14 protein-coding genes are annotated in these 20,910 nt (G+C 39.6%); 3 read left to right on the top strand and 11 right to left on the bottom strand.

Annotated features, from left to right (window positions below):
• Positions 1-48 precede the first annotated feature (48 nt).
• The 5 genes from QNI15_RS12005 to QNI15_RS11985 all read right to left on the bottom strand — a co-directional run bounded on the left by QNI15_RS12005 (position 49) and on the right by QNI15_RS11985 (position 5,303).
• Positions 49-1,254 carry a DUF4272 domain-containing protein gene (locus tag QNI15_RS12005; protein ID WP_314031926.1) on the bottom strand — a complete coding sequence of 402 codons (1,206 nt, stop codon included), beginning with the start codon at positions 1,252-1,254 and terminating at the stop codon, positions 49-51.
• 67 nt (positions 1,255-1,321) lie between these two features.
• Complete coding sequence (locus QNI15_RS12000; RefSeq protein ID WP_314031925.1) at positions 1,322-2,485, bottom strand: NRAMP family divalent metal transporter; 1,164 nt, start codon at positions 2,483-2,485, stop codon at positions 1,322-1,324.
• Positions 2,486-2,496: 11 nt separating this feature from the next.
• Entirely contained in the window at positions 2,497-3,252 is a 756-nt protein-coding gene (locus QNI15_RS11995) for a LamB/YcsF family protein (protein ID WP_314031924.1), read from the bottom strand.
• 797 nt (positions 3,253-4,049) lie between these two features.
• On the bottom strand, positions 4,050-4,856 hold the full coding sequence (locus QNI15_RS11990) for an ATP-grasp domain-containing protein (protein ID WP_314031923.1): 807 nt from the start codon (positions 4,854-4,856) through the stop codon (positions 4,050-4,052).
• Entirely contained in the window at positions 4,857-5,303 is a 447-nt protein-coding gene (locus QNI15_RS11985; RefSeq protein ID WP_313989923.1) for a methylglyoxal synthase, read from the bottom strand. It lies immediately after the preceding gene.
• 182 nt (positions 5,304-5,485) lie between these two features.
• On the opposite strand from QNI15_RS11985, the gene hisC reads away from it, so the two are divergent.
• Positions 5,486-6,568 carry a histidinol-phosphate transaminase gene (gene hisC, locus QNI15_RS11980; RefSeq protein ID WP_314005673.1) on the top strand — a complete coding sequence of 361 codons (1,083 nt, stop codon included), beginning with the start codon at positions 5,486-5,488 and terminating at the stop codon, positions 6,566-6,568.
• Between the two features lie 58 nt (positions 6,569-6,626).
• On the opposite strand, the gene QNI15_RS11975 is transcribed toward hisC, so the two are convergent.
• From QNI15_RS11975 to porU, 3 genes are all read right to left on the bottom strand, one after another.
• On the bottom strand, positions 6,627-7,925 hold the full coding sequence (locus tag QNI15_RS11975) for a M16 family metallopeptidase (RefSeq protein WP_314005670.1): 1,299 nt from the start codon (positions 7,923-7,925) through the stop codon (positions 6,627-6,629).
• A 138-nt stretch (positions 7,926-8,063) separates the two neighbouring features.
• Positions 8,064-9,221 carry a type IX secretion system outer membrane channel protein PorV gene (gene porV, locus QNI15_RS11970; protein WP_314005667.1) on the bottom strand — a complete coding sequence of 386 codons (1,158 nt, stop codon included), beginning with the start codon at positions 9,219-9,221 and terminating at the stop codon, positions 8,064-8,066.
• A gap of 187 nt (positions 9,222-9,408) precedes the next feature.
• A complete protein-coding gene (gene porU, locus QNI15_RS11965) occupies positions 9,409-12,777 on the bottom strand; it encodes a type IX secretion system sortase PorU (RefSeq protein ID WP_314031922.1) in 3,369 nt (1,122 codons plus the stop codon).
• 485 nt (positions 12,778-13,262) lie between these two features.
• Between porU and dacB the strand changes: the two genes are divergently transcribed.
• Positions 13,263-14,777: a D-alanyl-D-alanine carboxypeptidase/D-alanyl-D-alanine endopeptidase gene (gene dacB, locus QNI15_RS11960; RefSeq protein WP_314031921.1), complete on the top strand. Its 1,515-nt coding sequence runs from the start codon at positions 13,263-13,265 to the stop codon at positions 14,775-14,777.
• 81 nt (positions 14,778-14,858) lie between these two features.
• Here the strand turns inward: dacB and QNI15_RS11955 are convergent, their stop codons facing one another.
• Positions 14,859-15,923 carry a M42 family metallopeptidase gene (locus QNI15_RS11955; RefSeq protein ID WP_314031919.1) on the bottom strand — a complete coding sequence of 355 codons (1,065 nt, stop codon included), beginning with the start codon at positions 15,921-15,923 and terminating at the stop codon, positions 14,859-14,861.
• Positions 15,924-16,165: 242 nt separating this feature from the next.
• On the opposite strand from QNI15_RS11955, the gene QNI15_RS11950 reads away from it, so the two are divergent.
• Positions 16,166-19,057: a T9SS type B sorting domain-containing protein gene (locus tag QNI15_RS11950; RefSeq protein WP_314031918.1), complete on the top strand. Its 2,892-nt coding sequence runs from the start codon at positions 16,166-16,168 to the stop codon at positions 19,055-19,057.
• 52 nt (positions 19,058-19,109) lie between these two features.
• Here QNI15_RS11950 and hemB read toward each other — a convergent pair whose 3' ends face one another.
• Positions 19,110-20,078, bottom strand: a complete 969-nt coding sequence (hemB, locus tag QNI15_RS11945; protein WP_313995649.1) for a porphobilinogen synthase — start codon at positions 20,076-20,078, stop codon at positions 19,110-19,112.
• A gap of 117 nt (positions 20,079-20,195) precedes the next feature.
• Positions 20,196-20,894: a response regulator transcription factor gene (locus QNI15_RS11940; protein WP_314031916.1), complete on the bottom strand. Its 699-nt coding sequence runs from the start codon at positions 20,892-20,894 to the stop codon at positions 20,196-20,198.
• Between the last annotated feature and the right edge of the window lie 16 nt (positions 20,895-20,910).

Raw genomic sequence — 20,910 nt, 5'->3', positions numbered from 1 at the left:
ACATAGGTTTTTAAAAAATCTTTTTCTTTTTAGATCAGCGATAGTAGATCAGGTATCACAGGTCACATCATCCCATGCCTGATCCCTATTTCGGATAAGCCAGTTGAGTGCATAATGGCGTTCGTATACCACTCCCGGATGAACTATCGCCATTTCCTGCCCTTTGACACGGGCATTGACACATGCCCAGTCTATACGATAGTACAAATCGGCGCTATCTAAAATCTCTGTATCAGTACGACGCTGGGTAAGTTGTTGTATAATTTCGTTGGGGTCCTGATTAAATCCCTGAAATGGGTAAAAATCCAAATCATTGAGTGAACATAAATGGTTAGGAAACGGAATCTCACCTGCTTTGCCAAGCGACCAGAGTAGTACCCAGATACCTTCACATTGCCAGGTTGCCTGATCTTTTTTGGATTGAGTAGGATTTTCAAGCAGGTCTTTTTCATTTTCTGTGACCTTGTCCCATAAACCATATTGTTTAAAGTACTGAATGGCCTGTGTAGGTTCAACAGAGTTAAAGGCTACCAGATTGATTAATGAAAGGACTGTGACTCGTTCAGCTATTTCGTAAGGAGTACGGATATTCGCTTCTGATTCATTAACAATGCGGGGCAAATGAGTATTTATGGCAATTCCATGTGACTGCAACAACTGATTGGTTCTATCTTTTCGTTCGTCAGGCTCATCTCCTGATACTTTATCGTAGTATTTACTCTCAATAGAGACATCCAACGTTGTTGCATCAGACTTACCCGTATTATTTAAAAGCAATACTCCATTTTTATCGTACATGCCAAGATCCGAAAAAACACTATTGGGATTTGAGAAAATAATACCATCTAGTGCCTGTGCTATGTTTAGGATACATTCAACATGTGTATCACTAAATCCAGGTTCGGCTGCAAAGCTGATTTCTGCATTAAGGATTGTGATTTTGTGCAACAGGCGATTATAGATATCTGGATTTTGAGCAGGAAACGAACTAAAGAAGTTATACATACCTACCAGATTTTGTATGAGAGGTTCTTCTGATAGAACAAGCTTGTAATCAGGATGAAGGCGTTGCCGATAATAAACTGTAAAGGTGCTTCCTTTTTTCCAGAAACTTTTTCCTATTTTCAGTTGAAGCTGTGACCATTTTTGTTCTGTTCCTGTAATTTCTGTTTGTGCAGAAGGAAAGTGTTGTTTAAGAATAGGTATTATTTTTTCACTAGCAATGTAATGACTATAAATCGTGCAATTTTCCATAGCAAATGGGAGAATCTGTACTTCTTAGAAATGTTTCGGTGGGAAATATACTATTTTCAATGAATAACTATACGAAAATACTCTGTAAACTCATCCAGGTCATCACGGCTACTACCAGCCAGCCTGTAATTTCCAGAACGAGTGGGTGCCTATAATTCTTAAGTACATTTTTGCTTCTGACAGCAACCAGCATAACGGCTAATGCTATAGGTAAAATCAATCCATTAAGATAACCTACAATAACCAGAATACGTGAAGGCGGTTGTCCTATCCATATAAAAATAGCAGCAGACAAAATAATAAAGCCGGCAGTAATAACAGAAGCATTAGTGTCCAATTGTTTGTGGAAAGATCGCAAAAACGAAACAGATGTATAAGCAGCTCCTACCACAGAAGTAATAGATGCACACCATAGTACCACACCAAAAATCTTATAGCCAGCAACACCTGCCGCTGCCTGAAAAATAGAAGAGGCCGGATTGGCTTGAGAAACCTGAAATCCACCACTTATAACTCCAAATGCTGCCAGGAATAAGAGAATACGAATAATAGCTGTGACAAGAATACCCTGAATTGCACTAGTATCTACCTGTTTGAGCATAGATACACCTTTAATATTAGCTTCCAGAAGTCGATGGCCTCCGGCAAATGATATATATCCTCCTACTGTGCCCCCTACCAATGTAATGATGGCTTTTAGATCTATTTTTTCAGGAATAAAAGAGAAATAAACTGCTTGTGTAAAAGGTGGGTGTGATTGAAAAACGACGTATAGAATCAATAGGATCATCACAAAGCCAAGTATCTTTGTAAAGGAATCCATTGCCTTTCCTGCTTCTTTGACAGTAAAGATGAAAATCCCTACACCTACACTGATTACTGCACCTACACGTATATCAAGACCTGTCAAGACCTGAATCCCTAATCCTGCACCTGCTATATTACCTACATTAAAAGCCAATCCTCCTGCTACAATCAGTGCTGATAGTACATAGCCTAAACCTGGTAAAATCTTGTTGGAAAGCGTTTGTGCCTGCATTTCACTGACTGTAATCACTCGCCAGATGTTTAGCTGAGCAGCAATGTCAAGAAGAATAGAAATCAGGATAACAAAGCCAAAACTCGCTCCCAATTGTTGAGTGAATGCAGCGGTATTATTTAAAAAGCCTGGTCCTACAGCTGATGTTGCCATAAGAAAGGCTGCTCCCAACAGAGCAGAGTTTTTTTTCATAGACAATAAGATTAAATTGCTTGTATGGTGATAGAGTGTTCTTGAAATAGTGTATTTATAGCTTGTGCAAAGTCCACCGCATGTTTTCCATCTCCATGAATACAAATGGTATCAGCCTGAATAGGAACAGGAATAGTTGAAGGAGTTACTACCTGTTGTTCTTTAACCATTTTTAATACCTGCTTTAATGATTGTGTTGTATCTTCAATTAAGGCAAAAGGTTGATTACGTGGGGTAAGGCTACCGTCCTGCTGATAGGTGCGATCTGCGAATACTTCACTGGCTGTTTTCAGACCAAGCTTTTGTGACTCACTGATCAGAAAACTTCCTGACAAACCATATACAATCACAGAAGGATCAAAATCTTTTATAGCCTGAGCAATGGCTGAGGAGAGACTACTATCTTTAGCAGCCATATTGTAGAGTGCTCCATGTGGTTTTACATGATGTAGTCGGCCTCCTGCTACTTTAACAAAGGCTGCGAGTGCACCTATCTGGTATAAAATAATGTTATAAACTTCTTCAGAGGATAATTGCATGTTCCTTCGGCCAAATCCCTGTAAGTCTGGAAAACCAGGGTGAGCACCTATCGCAACGTTTTTCTTCATAGCTGCTGCCACTGTCTTTCGCATAGTATCTGCATCTCCTGCATGGAAGCCACAAGCTATATTTATAGAACTCACATAATCCATAATTTGCAGATCATTGCCCATCTTCCAAAGACCGAAGCTTTCTCCCATATCACAATTTAAATCGATACTATGCATCCTAAATCAATTAATGAGGTATGTGTATAGTACAAGAATAGGAAATTTATAGAAATATTTTTTTTGATCTTATCAAAAAAATGGACAGCAGGTGAATAAAAACTGGTGTGGGAAAACAAAGCTATAAGTATTCACACTCTATCACAACCTGTAAACAAGTTGTCAGTAAATCACAACCTGAAATCCAGTTAAGGTGCTTACACATGAGCTATCAACAGGAGAACAGATCAAGACAACAAACAACTGGCATACAGGTTGAATTTGAAAAATACTTGTAGTCAGGTTGTTTTTCAGAATTATCTGCTCACAGGTTTCAACCTGTGAGCAACCTGAGTTCAGGTTAAAAATAAAAACAACTGGAGTTCCAGTTGACTCGTTGTGTGACTGGAACTCCAGTCAAAATAAAAAGCAACCGGAGTTCAGGTCAAAAAAGTTTTTGCCGTGAGTTATGCGCAAGACAGTCCGTGCCGTGAACTATGCGCAAACAAAAAAATGATCGGAATTCAGGTCAAAAGCAAATCTGCCGTGAATAAAACGCAAACTGCTTGCTAATGAGCCGGGCTTTGTCGACCATACTAAAAAATGATTTGCCGTGAAGCACGTCCCGCCAACGGCGGGATATGCGCAGATCAAAAATTGAACCGAGTTTTGGTCAAACAGAAAAGATACCATTATCCGAATATTTCTTCAGTTTAATTGGTGTTTTGGTTATTTTTCGAACCTGGAAATAATTCAGAAAAAAGTAAGAAAGAGTAGTAATGAGAGTTCGGAGTGTAATTCTTCCAGTCAAAAATGAGTTAAGATTTATTGATAAAATAATCTGTCACAGAATGGATTATCTGGGCAATATCAGCTTTATAAAAGCCTGCACTATTCATACAATTGCACTCAATGATATAAAGCGAATCTCCACAAAGCCCAATGTCCATTACAAATACAGAATGTGGAGTATATTCCTGACATCGTTGTTCTGCAAATGCTGTAACCTCTGGCGGACATCCTTCTACTTTCTTTAACTTAAAGTATTCTCTGTATTGAGAGGCTGCAACAACTTTTTTGTCAACAATCCATAAACGCCATTCTTTCTTAATGTTATAGGGTTCGCCAACAATTATCTTTGTTTCCAATGACAAATTGGTGTTTTCAATCTGTTTTAATCTATGATACCAATCTGTAATGTCTTTAAAAGGACGGGTTTCTCCTGCAAATGCTTTTGAGTCTTCGTTAGGTCGTATAAACAGAAGTTGCTCTTCATCATAAGGCATATCCATCAATTCCTGAAATGTTACTACCAAAGCAGTCGAATTTAGCATATAGGATTGCCATTGCATCAGATAGTTTTCGATGGTAAATATCTTTTTATCAAGAAACAATCCTTTGCTTAACTCCGGGTGAGTATAAACAAGGTTCATGAAGTTTGTTGAACCATAAAATATACTTTGCTTATCCAATGGAAAATCAGGAAGTTGATCGGTGAAAGGTATAATGTCAACTTCTATATAGTCAACAGAAATAGCTTCACAGGCCTCACGGATCTTTTGAATGTCATTACTATCTGTGAGCATTCGTTGAACTACCCACTGAAGTGTATTATAACGATTCATTTATACTTTACGGGTTAGATAGGCAGAATAGTCTGTCATCTGGATATCATAATCGATATGCATAAGAGGTGAACTTAACAGGAAATCGGCTGTACTACGATTACACGCCATTGGAATGTTCCATACTGCAGCTAACCGGAGTAATGCTTTGATATCGGGATCGTGGGGCAAAGCTTCCATTGGGTCCCAGAAGAAGATAATTGAATCAATTTTTTCTTCTGCAATCATAGCGCCAATCTGCTGATCTCCACCTAATGGGCCGCTTAACAGTTTTGTTACAGGCACATTGAGGGATTCCTGTAGTAATCGTCCGGTTGTGCCTGTTGCATATAACTGATGTTGTACCAAAGATTCTTTATTTTTTACTGACCACTCTATCAGTTCCAGTTTCTTGTGATCGTGGGCAATCAGTGCAATGCGTTTGGAGGCATTAAGTTTACGTATCATATAAAAAATCGAAAGTAAAAGAGAATAAGTTAAAGACAGGCTCTCTATCTTTGTATCGGTTTCACGGCTGGAAAGATAGTATTTTTTCTTTAATTCAGATTTTGTTTAAAGAGTAAGATAACCTCTCCCTGTCGGAAAAGCAGAAATAGCTTGATTAGCACTTATATTAAATGACACTGTATATGTTCAGTTTAGAGAAGATCCTGAGACCACACATCTTGGCTTTGTCACCTTATACATCTGCCCGGGATGAGTACGAAGGGACAGAAGGTATTTTCCTGGATGCCAATGAGAATCCGTTTGGCTCTATTACCTCACAAAACTTTAACCGCTATCCAGATCCTCATCAGATTGCACTGAAAAAGCGTGTAGCAGAGATCAAAGGTGTAAAACTGGAGCAACTTTTTTTGGGTAATGGAAGTGATGAACCTATCGATTTATTGATTCGGGCAACTTGTACACCCAGAGAAGATGAAATTATTCTGGTGCCACCTACCTATGGAATGTATGAAGTAAGTGCAGCAATAAATGATGTACCTGTGGTGAAGGTTTCTCTTACACCTGATTTTGCACTGGATATGCCTGCTTTGCAACAAGCTATAACTACACATCCTAAGGCTAAGCTATTGTTCTTGTGTTCTCCTAATAATCCGACAGGAAATGCATTAGATCCGGAACAAATGAAAACGTTGATCGAGACATTTCCCGGACTCGTTATAATTGATGAAGCATATATAGACTTTGCAGATTATCCGTCGTTTACTTCCTATTTGGATAAATACCCCAACATGGTTGTATTACAGACATTCTCAAAAGTATGGGGATTAGCTAATTTGCGTTTGGGTATGGCATTTGCTTCACCAGAACTGATTCGTATCCTGAATAAAATCAAACCTCCTTATAATATCAGTGGGCTGACACAACAGGTTGTGCTGGAGGGGTTACAAAATACTCAGTGGAAAGAAGAGTCTGTGAAGGAGATTTTAAAACAAAGAACTGAACTGGTAAAATTATTGGAAGAAGTACCTGTTGTTGAAAAAATCTATCCCTCAGAAGCTAACTTTTTGCTGGTCAAAGTACACAATGCAAAAGAAACATATGACTATCTGGTAGAGCAGAAAATCATTGTAAGAGATCGTTCCAAAGTAAAACTTTGTGAAAATGCGATTCGAATTACTGTGGGGACAACTTCTGAAAACCAGCACTTAGTTGAGGCCATGAAGCAGCTTTCTCCCCAAACAGAAACACAAAGTACAGTTTCATAAAGAAGTTTACTTAAACAAAAAGACTAATGCTATGAGAGACATTAGTCTTTTTGTTTTATTATTTACCTCCTGCAACTACTTCCGTAAATGTGTCCAGATTCAGATACTGTTGGGCAAGAGAGAGTAAGGTCTCGGAGGTTGTTTGGCTAATTTCTGTTACATACTTATCATAAAAGTCATAGCCTATCCCTTCAAAATAGATAGTCTTGAAGTGATCTGCCAGAGAGAATGGAGTAGTGACAGAGCCTGCAAATGCACCCAGGATATAATTTTTTACTGTCTCAAGCTCCTCATCAGGTATTGGCTCTGTTTGTAGAAGGGTAATCTCTTTCCGTATTTCTTCCAGTGTTTGATTGGTAAACTCCTTCTTTACATCTGTACCAATAACGATAAACCCTTCTTTTCGAAATATTCCCAGAGAGGAATGAATTCCATACGTGAATCCTTTATCTTCACGTATATTCTTCATCAATCTTGAGCCAAAATATCCTCCCAGAACTTCGTTTAATAAAACAAGTGAGAAATAATCTGAACTGCGACGGGTGAAAGATGTCCCATCCTTATGTAATAGGCGTTTTCCAAACCGAATGGTCGACTGCACACTTTCGGGGCGTTCTATGAGTTCTGTGTGTTTACTTACCTCTGCAACAGGAAGAGTAGGTTTTGTAAGAAGAGTCTTCTGTACATCAAACTGAGACAGGTGTTGTTCTACTGCCAGAAGTGCTTCATCTGTAATTTGTCCGGATAAAACTGCATCAAAAGGTCGTTGCAAAATAGCCTGTTGATGATATTGCACCAGCAAGTCTTTGGTAACAGGAGCAATGTCTGTATCCTTTATGTACTTTCCATACGGGTGATTTTCTCCAAATATCAGTTCTCTGAAACGATGTTGTGCCAGAAAGGAAGTTTTTTGCAGATTAACCTGGAGATTCTGTGAAGTAATAGTTTTCAGATTATCCAACTCTTTTTCCGGAAAGATGGATTCTGTTAGCAACTCATGTACTAAAGGAAGAAGCTTGGAAAGATGCTTGGTAATAGTATATACAGTCAAAATGATTCGTTCTGCATTTTGACTTAGTTCCAGAAAAGACCCAAACTGATCAATATATTCACTGATCTCTCCTGAGGATCGGCGATGAGTACCTTCATTAAGCATTTTAGCTGTGAAGTAAGAAACTCCTCTGGACGGTTCATACCAACTGCCTGCTGCAAAAATATATTCAAGTCGGATTGCTGGTTGCTCACCTGCATTTACCCAATGAAGTTTTACTCCATTGGTTAGTTCTTTGGAATGTGCCTGAGTTACAGCAACTTTTTTTATGGATTGAAAATCGGGTGCTTGTGTTCTGTCTAACATAATAGGTTCTGCTATCTATAGTTAAGTACCTTAAAAAATGCCAATGTATACAAAGATATACAGGTGTTTGTAAATGCATCAAAAGAAAATGCCAGAGAACTTATCTCTGGCATTTTCTTTTATCTCTAAAAATTTGTTTTATTTTCCTTCTTCATCATCAGCAGCTCTTTCGCCTATATTGAAATGAAGAGTGAACCGCATGGTTTCTGCTAATGGGCTTTGACTACCTTGGGCTGGTGCCAAATACGCAAAGTCGAGCCCCATAACCGTATAACGTACACCTAAACCAAATGTATAGTACTGACGGTACCCTTTCTCTTTACTTTCATGAAAATATCCGGCTCGCGCAGCAAATAGATTGTTATACCAATATTCTGCACCTACAGACCAGATATATTCTTTCATTTCCTCACTAAAGCCACCAGGTGCATCTGTAAATGATCCGAATATACCTGAAATAAGCGGACCCGTTGGGCGAGCATTAGCTCCTCCTTTAGCTGTAGGGACCATTAACTTATTAATATCGGCAGCAAGCGTGAATTTGTTGTATGGATCTATATTATAGGTTAACGCTGTACCAAATTTGAGGTTGGTGGAAATAAACTCACGCTGATTTGCATCAGAGTAAGAAATTTTAGGCCCTAGATTTGATAGATTTACCCCCCACGCCCAATGAAAATCTTTTCCGCTTATATTCAGATCTTTGTTATAGAAAAGAGCTATATCACCACCTACTGTTACACCTGCTTTACCTTGTGCTCCAGTGCCTGCTATGTCCACATTACCCGAAAGATTAGAATAAATAAGCCGTAACGTAATACTTCCACTAAAATTCTTTGAAAACTTCTGAGCAAAAGAGGGGGCTAACCCAAATTCTGTTGGGCGAAAGTCCAGAATACTTTTACCAGTTGGGTCAGTAAAATTGATGCTACCCAAATTTGAATATTGCAATCCTACACCTATAGCTTGGTTTTTATTAATCTGATAATAACCAGTAAGATAGCCTAACCACATATCATTCAATCCTAATGAACGGAACCATGGTGTATAGCTTAGAGCTGCTCCCACTTTTTTTTCTGCAAACACTAATTTTGCTGGATTCCAGTAAGTAGCATTTACATCAGGAGAAGTTGCCACCCCTACATCTCCCATTCCGGCAGCGCGTGCATCAGGAGATATTAACAGGAATGGAACTGCAGAAGTAACCGGATTTGTTTGGCTTTTTACTTCACTAACGCCAACAATACAAGCAGTTAAAGCAGCCAGCAGAAAGCGTTTTGAATAATTTTGCATCATAAAAAATTGATTCTTAATAAAGTGCGTAAATATAAGTAGAAAAGCGATGGTTTAAACAAAAGATTTTTGGAAAACATTTCAAACATCATCTGATCAAAGAATCCTTATCTGGCATTTATCAATAAGGAATAGAGAATGTCTTTTTTGAAATCTTTCATTTTTGCGTGCACAATTTATAAAATTGACCTTACCGGACAATAATCATCTTTTGTGCTAGGATGGTTGAATCTGCTATACAACGTACCCTTACCTGATAAAAGTATACACCACCAACTAATTTATTTTCAGAGCCAGATGTAAGGTTCCATTCTATATTATCAACTTTTGCAGTAGCTGAAGAAATATTTTTTTGTAATGTCCTGATAAGCTGGCCAGTACTGGAATAAACAGAAATAACTACCTCTAAGTCATTGCCCGAACGATTATGTTCAAACGCAAAATATGTCGATTCTGTTGCAGGATTCGGATAATTATGCAAATTCCAGATATGAAACGCATCAGAAACTACAGTAAAATCTAACGTAGCCTCAGAAGAGTTGTTGTATGTATCCCAGGCACGTAGTGTGATAGTATGCTTTCCGGGTGTAAGATTTTCGAAGGAATAACGGATTTCACCTTTCTGATAGGTATCTGTGAGAGAGGTAAAGTAATCATTCATTGTGATCACTACAGAATCATCCAGTATTGCCAATAACTCATGACCTATACCTGTCTGACTTATAGTAATGCCATTTTCATCATTTAGCTTAGCCAGAAAAGTAGAGTTAGGTGTTGTTGTACCTCCTGAAATAAATGTTGTATCATTCAAAAATAGTTTAATTTGAGGAGGTGTATTATCTGCTATTGGGTCTGTATGACTGCCACCTACCAATAGTTGTTGTACTCCTGCTGCATCCTGTGTGCCCTCAGCTGGTTTGGCATACATACTCAGTATACCTGTACCAACCTGATAGTTGATGTCTTTAGGTACAACGAAACTAATCTGAAACTGGCCATTTTTTATAGTGCTCTGTCCTCTGAATAAGGCATTGTCTTGTTCACTAAATGACATACGTGTACTTTCAGTACCTAAGGTGGTGTGTGTAATAGACTTATCAAATAGAGTGGTTTGTAGTGTGCCGTTAAAGTTGGTCATTGATGTACCTGATTCATCTTCTATTTCCCCCTCAAGGGTGACATGAGCCAATGCTTTCAAGGTATCTTTTCCACTGATAAAAGGTTTGCTGTTTACTTTTGTCAAAACTGTTTTTAAAGAGGGATATGCCAATCGCATGGATGGATCACCCAATAAAGCAAAGTTTCGGTTTACGCTCCCACTTAAACTATTGTTTTTAGTATAGCGCATTATATCGCCTAGTCGTGGCATAGCCCCATTAACAGGAGCGAATACACTATTGTAAAAAGCCAGATTGATTGCATAATTAGAGCTGGAAAATACAGGACGTGTGGTTGTGAGCAGTCCTATTCCTCCTCCAGCTGCATTCAAAAGTACAAGTTCTGCTCCGGAAACACGTTCAGGATTATCATATCGTCCAAACTCGCAAGTCGCAGTCACAAATAATGGAAGATGATTCCTATTGTTCCACCCTTGAATTTGGCCAATGCTAAGTATTTGTTCCTGAGCCCATCCGATTTCGCTACCATGGCCTGTATAATTCATAATCAGACACCCATTGTCGACTGCCTGATCAATGGCTGCTACCGCTTCAGGTGATTGTTGTCCATTGGAGTATGAAATTTGTGGATAAGCATCCAGAAAAATTTTCTTCGATGCATAAGTGGGATATGTTGATTCAATCAATGTTGCCAATCGGTTAGCATCCAGCTGATGTGTATTGGCATCTCCATCGTCTGCTACAAATGAAATCTTTTGTCTCCAGTTGCCCAATGCTTCCGGATTTTGTGTATATCCGATCAATTTATCTACGACAATGGAGGCCTCCTGTCTTGTTTTTACTGGTAATCTCCCAATTGAAACTTCAAGTGTATGATCTCCAGACCCATTTTCAATCCATTCGCCTTCATTCTCTTCCATAAATCCAAAGAAGTCGTCAGAGGAATAACTATAGATAGGATGGAGAGATTGAATAGATTCATAAACAGGTATATAATTGGTATTCCCTGTCAGACGATTTTTATAATCATATGAGGCATCTCCAAATAAAAGTACATACTTCAGATTTATACTTTGCTGATACAGAGAACGAATAAAATCACGAATTGCCGATATATCTTGTTTTCCTGAGGAAAATTCATTGTAAATCTGAGAAGGTGTTATCAATAGGGTAGTTAGTCCATCATGAGATGTTCTGAATGCGGCAAGTCGCTGTGCTTCACTATAAAAATCCGGATGAGTAATAATGAGTAACTCTGGTGTAGTTGATGCCCGAATATTCTGATTGGCAACTTGCCGGATAGATTCAGGTGTTAATAAGATTGCCTGTGGGTTAAAAACAACAAATTCTTTCCATTGTCGTCCGACTGCCTCAAATACCAATTCTGATCCCTGAGTGCTGTATTTTATATTAGAAGGTTGATGAATAGTCGAGATATCCCAGATTCTTGCTGTATTACCTGCTTCTGTAATGTGATATCGGAGTTTTTCATTTGTAAAGCTTTCAAAAGTGCGAAAAGTGGTCTGAGTCCCATATAGTTTCAACTGACGGGAAGACTGGATACCAATCCTGTCCAGATAGCCAACTCCTGTACTACGCTCAAAAGTGAGTGTAATAGGAAGAGGTGAACCAGAAGGAGAAAATGTAAAGTTTCCAGAGTTGGTAGTCCCTTTTATATCATACGTTCCGGAGGAAATTGGAGACATAGACAATGTACCAATAGATTGCTCTGAACTCTTAATAGAAAACTGACTTGATGCTGTGGATTGTGCCATCACAGCAATTTCTAAACGGGCTGATTTACTACTTATAATGCCTGGGACATCAAAAGTAAAGCTCTGGGTTGTAGCCGCATCAAATTTCTCGCCCCACCAGCTACGTCCGGAACCAAGGATATTATACATTTCTATTTCATGAAAAATATAATCGTCAAACGTAGTAACCTGTTGAGTTGCTCCTGTAACGGAAGGACTGGTAGTAATTCTTTTGCCAGGAATGTTGTTTACTGTCAGAAAGTAGTAAGCTGTGTCGCTATAAATATTTATCTTATGAGATAATCTGGAAGTCAGAGAATCATGATAAATTATATGAGTACCTTGTCCGTAAAATAAGATATAGTCTGTGTTATCCAGTTGTCCATCGTTTTCTCCTTCAACTTGTATCGCAATCTCTGTCAAATCTGTAGGGCGGGAAACTACATTTGCTTGAGGAAGCATTCCGCCTCCATTGCCATATATATGAAGATTGCGAGGATCGATAGAAGTGGATATGCCTGCTTTTTGAAGATCTGAGAGGGCTAACTTGTAAATACCGGATTGGGTTATTCCTATTTTATACCAGATACCAGTAGCTAACACAGAATTAGTTTGGCCAAAGCATACCTTTGAGGGTATCCATATCAAAAGAAACAAAGAAAAAGATACAATAATATGCTGCCTCATTGGCCTGTAAATTTTGGAAAGAAAATGGCAGAATAAGAAAAAACTTTTTGTATCAATCATGAATAGCTAATTGATACATATCTTATACAAAATAACTGAATAGATTTTTACTTACAAAAATTCCGGATGTGTACAATTTCAGTCTTGCTCGATTCTATATTTTTGTGACAATATACTAGTCTGTCTATTCTGTAATTGTAGTTTTTTGTTGAAAGTCAGGTTTTTACTTCAAGTTCTATGGTTTACTCAATTAAATAACGGATTAAAAATAAAAATTGATGATTTCGTGACTTGGTAAATTTCGAACTGCACTAGTTTACTAACCGGGCATGAAGTGGCACAATTATCGTTTGAATAGTAAATTCTCATGTTTAGTGAAAAAATGGGTACACGGAGAAATTGATAGGAACAATCTAGACAAGAGAAAGTAATATAGATTTTCAGTTTAGCTATGGTTTTGTTATCTTACTATATTTTCAAATTCAATGCAAGCATTATTCCCCAGAGTATATTTTTGCCTTTTCCTGGCTATTATTTCCTGTGCGCAAACTACTGAAAATACATCCCCAACGCTGAATAATAGTGCATTGGAAGCACTGAAGGCTGCTATTATGGATCTGGATTCGGATTCTGTAATGCGTCAGGGACATCTGGCTATCTCTATAAAGTCTGTTCGTTCAGGACAGGTAATTCTTGAACAGAACGCCAGGAAGGCAATGGTTATAGCTTCTAATCTTAAGTTGGTTACTACATTGTCGGCATTGGAGATTCTGGGAGAAGACTTTCGTTTCAAAACAGATCTGCAATATGATGGAATATTGGAAAATGGGGTGTTAAATGGGAATCTATATATACGGGGTGGGGGAGATCCTACGTTGGGTAGTGATCGGGTAACAAATTCATTGGATTTAGATGCCTTAATGGCCTTATGGGTACAAAAGATCCAGGCTGCCGGTATTCGCCGCATCAAAGGAGACATCATTAGTGATGATGGCATCTTCAATGAAAACGTAATCCCGAATGGATGGACATGGGGTGATATTGGAAACTATTATGGCGCTTCTGCATTTGGCTTAAATATCAATGATAATATGTATAAAATCTATCTGGAAACAGGAAAGCAGGTAGGAGAGACTACCCGGATAGTGCGCACAGACCCTGTGATGAAAGACATCATTTTTGTAAATGAAGTAACCACTGGTCCATCGGGTTCTGGAGATCAGTCCTATATATATGGTGTACCTTATACATATCATCGTAACATTCAGGGTACTGTTCCTGTTAGTCGTAATCCGTTTGTAATTCGGGGCTCCCTTCCAGATCCACCCTTATTCACTGCTCAAAATTTACGGGATGCCTTAGTACGAAAAGGAGTTTCTCTGGAAGGTGCAGCTACATCTACCCGTATATTAATTCACCAACAACAATACCATCCTGCTACTCCCACACGAAAGCCACTCTATACGCATTTTTCACCTCCACTATCTGCCATTGTTGAACAAACAAACCTTCGAAGTATGAATTTATATGCAGAGGCCATGTTAAAGATGATGGGAGTAAAAGAACTAAATAAGAGTACAACCTGGGAAAGTACAGATGCTGTAAAAAACCTTTGGATGAAAAAGGGAATGAATATAACGGGTTTCTTTATGAGGGATGGAAGTGGATTGTCCCGTTCCAACGCATTATTGCCAGATTTTTTAACAAACCTATTAATTTTTGCTACCAAACAATCTTACTTTACTCCGTTTTATAAATCTCTTCCTGTTGCAGGTGTTTCTGGAACGATGAAAGGTATTGGAGAAGGTACTGTGGCTGCTGGCAATATACGTGCTAAAACAGGTACACTGGATCGAATGACCAGTTATTCCGGATATTTTAAAACAAAGTCAGGAGAACTCATGGCTTTTACTTTTATCGCCAATGATTATGCAGGGAAAGAAAAAGATTTTCGTAGAAAGGCGGAGAAGATACTGGTGCTTTTGCCTACACTTCCCTGATATAGTCTGTTAAATAGTAATATGATTTAAAACATAGCCTGCCTTTGCTTAAGAGGCAGGCTATGTTCTAAAATAGAATTATTAAGAAAAATACCGGAAGTCATGACCTGCTTTTAGTTGTACAAGTACTTCATACATTAGCTTGATCACGTTTTCCACATCATCACGATGCACTGTCTCAACGGTGGTATGCATATATTTTAAAGGTAGGGAGATCAATGCTGAGGCAACACCTTCTGCAGAGTAAGCAAACGAATCTGTATCTGTACCTGTTGAACGTGACACTGCTGCCAACTGGACAGGAATTTCTTTCTCTTTTGCTACATTCCGTATCATGCGAAGCAGATTGTTCTGCACTGCAGGACCAAAAGTAAGGACAGGACCTTTGTTACAGGCTACATCTCCTTGTTCCAGTTTTTTGTAAGCAGGAGATTGGGTATCATGTGTTACGTCTGTTACAATTGCCACATCTGGTTTGATACGACGCGAAATCATTTCTGCTCCTCGCAAACCGATTTCTTCCTGGACCGCATTAACGATATATAACCCATAGTCTAGCTGAATGTTGTTTTCTTTTAACATTCTGGTAACCTGAGCTATCATATATCCTCCAATACGATTATCTAATGCTCTACCCACATAAAATCGGTCGTTCAGCACCATAAACTCATCTACAAAGGTCACAACACAGCCAACATGAATACCCATTTCTGTTAATTCTTCTTTATTCTTTGCTCCGCAATCAATAAAAATGGTCTTCAAATTTGGGGCTTCATCCTTGGCTGTATCTCTTACGTGAATAGCAGGATACCCAAAAATGCCTTTTACAAGTCCTTTATCAGTGTGGATATTTACCCGCATAGAAGGCGCTATCATTACATCAGAACCTCCATTACGACGTACGTAGATATATCCATCGTCAGTAATATAGTTCACAAACCAGGAAATCTCATCTGCGTGTGCCTCTATTACTACTTTATAAGGGGCATCAGGATTAATAACACCTACAACACTTCCATAGGTATCAACTATATGGGTGTCTACATAGGGTTTAATATAATCCAGCCAGAGTTGTTGTCCTGACCATTCAAAACCAGTTGGTGAAGCAGTGTTAATGTAACGTGTCAGAAAATCAAGGTTTTCCATAAAGTTTAAATTTTTTTTGCCGGCAAGATAGAAATTAAAAAAATAGAATGGGCAAGTGATACGTTTAAAAGATAAATGCTCAATTCGGTAAACTTTCTAGTTGTCGGACCTAAATCAAGTAAAAACCAATAAAATCGGTAGACTATTCCATAAATATTCACTTTTTTTGTGTAAATAGAATAAGGTTTAACAGGATAACTTGTCTGACGGTAAATTCGTTATATATTCAAAATTTTTACATCATGCCACTTTTTCGCTATCTGGTTATAGTATTTATATTACTATGTATAGTTCAGCCTGTTAAGGCAACCCACTTACGTGCGGGACAAATAACAGCCGTACGAGACCCAAACAATCTGAGTACTCCTACTTATATCTTTACCCTTACCCTTTACAGAGATACACAAGGTGTTGACCAGCCTACGGCTACAATAAATATTGTCCCTATTCTAGCCAATGGACAAAGAGGCAATGTGATTGCGTCTCCTGAGGCAGATGCCAATACCCCTCGACGAACGGTAGGAGTAAATATTGAGGAGATTACCTATACCTTCACTTACACTTTTCCAAGTCAAGGTTCTTATGTGATTTACTTTCAGGAGCAGAACAGAAATGCGGAAATTGTTAATATGAGTAATTCGGTTAATACACCTTTTTATGTGGAAACTGTACTCAATATTGTGCCTAACCTTGGCTCCAACAGCACCCCCCAGTTACGGAATCCTCCGGTCGACAATGCCGAAGTAGGTCAAAAGTTTACCCACAATCCCGCTGCCTTTGATCCCGATGGAGATAGCCTCTCCTACAAAATGATTATTCCCAGACAAAGTGTCACCCTCACGGTGGCTAACTATCGTTCGCCCGAAACCGTTGCTCCTCCACTGGGAATTCCCGAAGCCGGAGCAGGGGCTCCCACCTTTGTGCTCAATCCTCTAAACGGAGACATTACCTGGGATGCACCCGGTGCCTATGGCATCGGTTCGAAAGGATATGCCGAATACAACATTGCCTTTGTGGTTGAGGAATGGCGTAAAACCGCTGCTGGCTACATCAAAATCGGTGAGATTGTCCGTGACATGCAAATCACTGTCCGCGATCAACCCAACAAACGACCCGAACTGATCATTCCCAAAGACACCTGTATTATAGCCGGTACGGTGCTCAAAGCCATTATCCGCGCCACCGATCCGGACAAAAACCAATCGATTCGCATTTCCTCCGAATCCGCTATTTTCTCTACTTCCACCGCCTTGTTTCCCCATCAACCAGCCGCTACCCTGGACCCTCCCAACCATCCACCCAAGGTCCGAGATCAGTACCAGTATCAGGGAAATCCGGCACAAAGCAACTTTGAGTGGAAAACCGTTTGTCAACAGGTGCGGGCCCAACCGTATGATGTGGTTTTCAAAGCAGAAGACAATGCTCCTGTGCCCAATCAGCTAACTGATACCAAAACCTGGCGCATCACCGTGGTCGGTCCACCAGTGACAGGGCTCAAACCTATCGTAGAGGCCAATGCCATCCGCCTTAGCTGGGACCCATACACCTGTTCAGGTGCTACCCAACTGCTGATCTGGCGAAAACAGGGCTGTTCTCCTGATCAGATTGACCCCTGTGCCAAATCTGTTCCGGCAGGTTACACCCTGGTAGGACGAGTGACTGCGACAAGCACTAGCTTTCTGGATCAGACAGTGAAAAAAGGGATTCAGTATGCCTACCGGGTCAGTGCCGCTTTCACGGGCACTTCCGGTGGGGCAGGCATTTTATCTGATCAGGTGTGTGCCCGCTTAAAACTCACTGTACCGATCATCACCCATGTCTCTGTGAGCAAAACCGATCTGGCTCAGGGACAAATAAAGGTGCGCTGGGCACAACCGCTTGAGATCAATGCGGCAGAAATCCCAGGCCCCTACCGCTATCAGGTGTTTCGGGCCACTGGCTTTTCGACCAGCTTTGGCTCCACTCCCGTGTTCACCTCTGATTTACAAACAAGTATTCCAGATACGACATCGTATCTGAGTTTTACCGATAGTGGCTTGAACACCGAAGTGAATCCGTACACCTATGTAGTGGTGTTGCTTTCGTCTAATGGAGCCAGGGCAGATTCCTCTCAGCCCGCTTCGAGTGTTCGTTTGTCGGCCACTCCTTTGCCCAATGCCATTGAGCTCAAGTGGACAGCTCAGGTGCCGTGGGACAATACCAACTCGACTCACATTGTCTACCGGGAAGATCAAAACCGTAAAGATCAGGTACCAAAAGTGTATGTAGAACTAGCCAGAGTACCTGTCAGCAGTGCAGCCAGCTTTACCTACACAGACAGAGGTACCACGTCACAAGGATTGGATAAAGATGTCTCCTATTGTTATTATGTGGAGACGGTGGGTACTTACAATGAACGCTTTCTGGAAGATCCGCTGATCAATGCCTCACAGGAATTGTGTAGCACTCCCTTGGATACGGTCAAACCGTGTGCAGTGGTGTTGGCTATTGATCCGACTCCGTGTGCCCAATGGGTGGCCGAAGAAGGCAGTCCTTCCCCTTCGTTTTGTAGTGTGAGCAGCTACTCGAATCATTTGAGCTGGGTGTATCCACAAACAGAAGGAGACAAAGAATGTGATCAGGATTTATCACGCTACCGGATTTATTACAAACGGTATGAAGAAGACAGGGAATTTACCCTGATCGACAGTGTGTTGAGTTCTGTTCAGGTATACAACCACATCAATCTAACTTCGTTTGCCGGCTGTTATTATGTGACAGTGGTAGACAAGAGTGGCAATGAGAGTGCCCCAAGCAATATTGTCTGTCAGGACAATTGTCCCTATTATGCTTTACCTAATGTGATTACACCTGATAATGGAGACACATTAAATCAAGTGTTTGAGCCCTATCCTTGTCCCAGATTTATCGAATCAGGAAAGATAACGATACTGAATCGTTGGGGACGTAAGGTTTTCGAAACCAGTGATATACATATTAACTGGGCTGGTGGTTTAAATAACAATGCAGAGGTTTCAGATGCAAATAACGTATCACCTGGCGTTTACTACTATTCAGCCGAATTAAAAACAATGAGGCTCCGTCGAAGAGATGAACGAATAGTCATAAAAGGCTGGGTCCATATACTTAAATAAAAGAAAAAGCCCGATTCAACAGTGAATCGGGCTTTTTCTTTTATAAGAAAGATTATTTTTGTAACAATGCAAATTCTTTGGCAAAGTAAGTAAGGATTATTTTGGCTCCGGCACGCTTAATACTTAGCAACATTTCCAACATGGCTCTTTCTCCATCCAGCCAACCATTCTGAGCTGCTGCTTTAATCATTGCATATTCTCCACTCACATTATATGCAGCAATAGGTATGGGGAAATTCTCATTCAGTGTCTGAATGATATCCAAATATGAAAAGGCAGGCTTGACCATTAAGAAGTCAGCTCCTTCTGCATAATCCAACTCTGCCTCAATTAGGGCTTCTCTACGGTTGGCCGGATTCATCTGGTAGCTTTTCTTATCACCAAACTTTGGTGCAGAATCCAGCGCATCTCTAAATGGACCATAAAATGCACTTGCATATTTAGCACTATAGGACATAATGGCTACATCCGTAAATCCTTCATCATCCAGTGTTTCGCGAATATAACCTACTCGTCCATCCATCATATCAGATGGTCCAATAATATCTGCCCCGGCTCTTGCCTGAGCTAATGCCATTTTACCCAATACGACTAACGTCTCATCATTCAGAATTTTTCCATCCTTTACAATACCATCATGACCATCACTGCTGTAAGGGTCCATGGCTACATCTGTCATAATGGTAGCTTCTGGTAGCTTTTCTTTGATCTCTCGAATTGTTCGCAAATACAAGCCATCTGAATTGAAGCTTTCAGTAGCATGTTTGTCTTTTTTGCTTTCCTCTAATTGAGGAAAGATATCAAATGTTTTGATGCCTAACTTTAGACAACTTTCAATTTCTTTTAGCAATAAGTCAGGCGAGTAACGATAAATTCCTGGCATGGAGCTTACTTCAACCGCTTTATTTGTTCCTTCTGTTACGAATAGTGGAAAAATCAGGTCGTCTGTGGATAATGTTGTTTCCTGTGCCAGGCGACGAATTGTTTCTGATTGGCGATTACGTCGGGGTCTTCTAATCATTATAAGAAATCAGTTAGGTAAGCACACTAAGAGTGAGAAAGGAATAAAATCTTTGGATCAAGATTATCCTCTCTTATACACTAGGTTGCAAAAATAGAGAAAAGAAGATAAAACTTCTTACGTTCCTAACACTTGTAAGCGGTAGCCTGTTCCATGAACATTAATGATTTCTACCTGTGGATCATCTTTTAAATATTTGCGAAGTTTTGTTATATACACATCCATACTTCTCGCATTAAAATACGTATCGTCTCGCCAGATAAGACGGAGGGCCAGACCGCGTTCCAGTGTCTGGTTCAGATTGTTGCATAATAGTTTGAGTAATTCTGCCTCTTTGGTAGTTAATTTGGTGATTTTATCTTCTTTTTTTAATAATTGTTGTTCATAATCAAATAAATAAGTTCCTATTTCAAAGGTCTTTTTCTCTTCAATTGAGTTTGTCTGTGATTGAGACCGACGAAGAATGGCTTTCATGCGCAATAACAACTCTTCCATGCTAAAAGGTTTTGTCATATAATCATCCGCACCTATTCGTAGTCCTTCCAGTGTATCTTCTTTCATAGATTTTGCAGTCAAAAAGATAATGGGGATTTGTTTGTCAACACTACGAACTTCTTTCGCCAGAGAAAATCCATCTTTTTTGGGCATCATTACGTCAAAAATACAAAGGTCATAGGTTTCTTTTCGAAAGAGATTAAATGCTTCTTCTCCATCCCGAGCCAGCCTTGCCTCATATCCTTTCATGTCCAGGTACTCTTTCAGGAGTTCACCCAGGTTATTATCATCTTCAACCAGTAAAATTTTGAGTTTACTCATAGTAGCAGTAATAAAT

The organism is Xanthocytophaga flava (assembly GCF_030068545.1).
Lineage (GTDB): Bacteria > Bacteroidota > Bacteroidia > Cytophagales > 172606-1 > Xanthocytophaga > Xanthocytophaga flava.
This window is presented reverse-complemented; position numbering and strand designations above follow the sequence as displayed.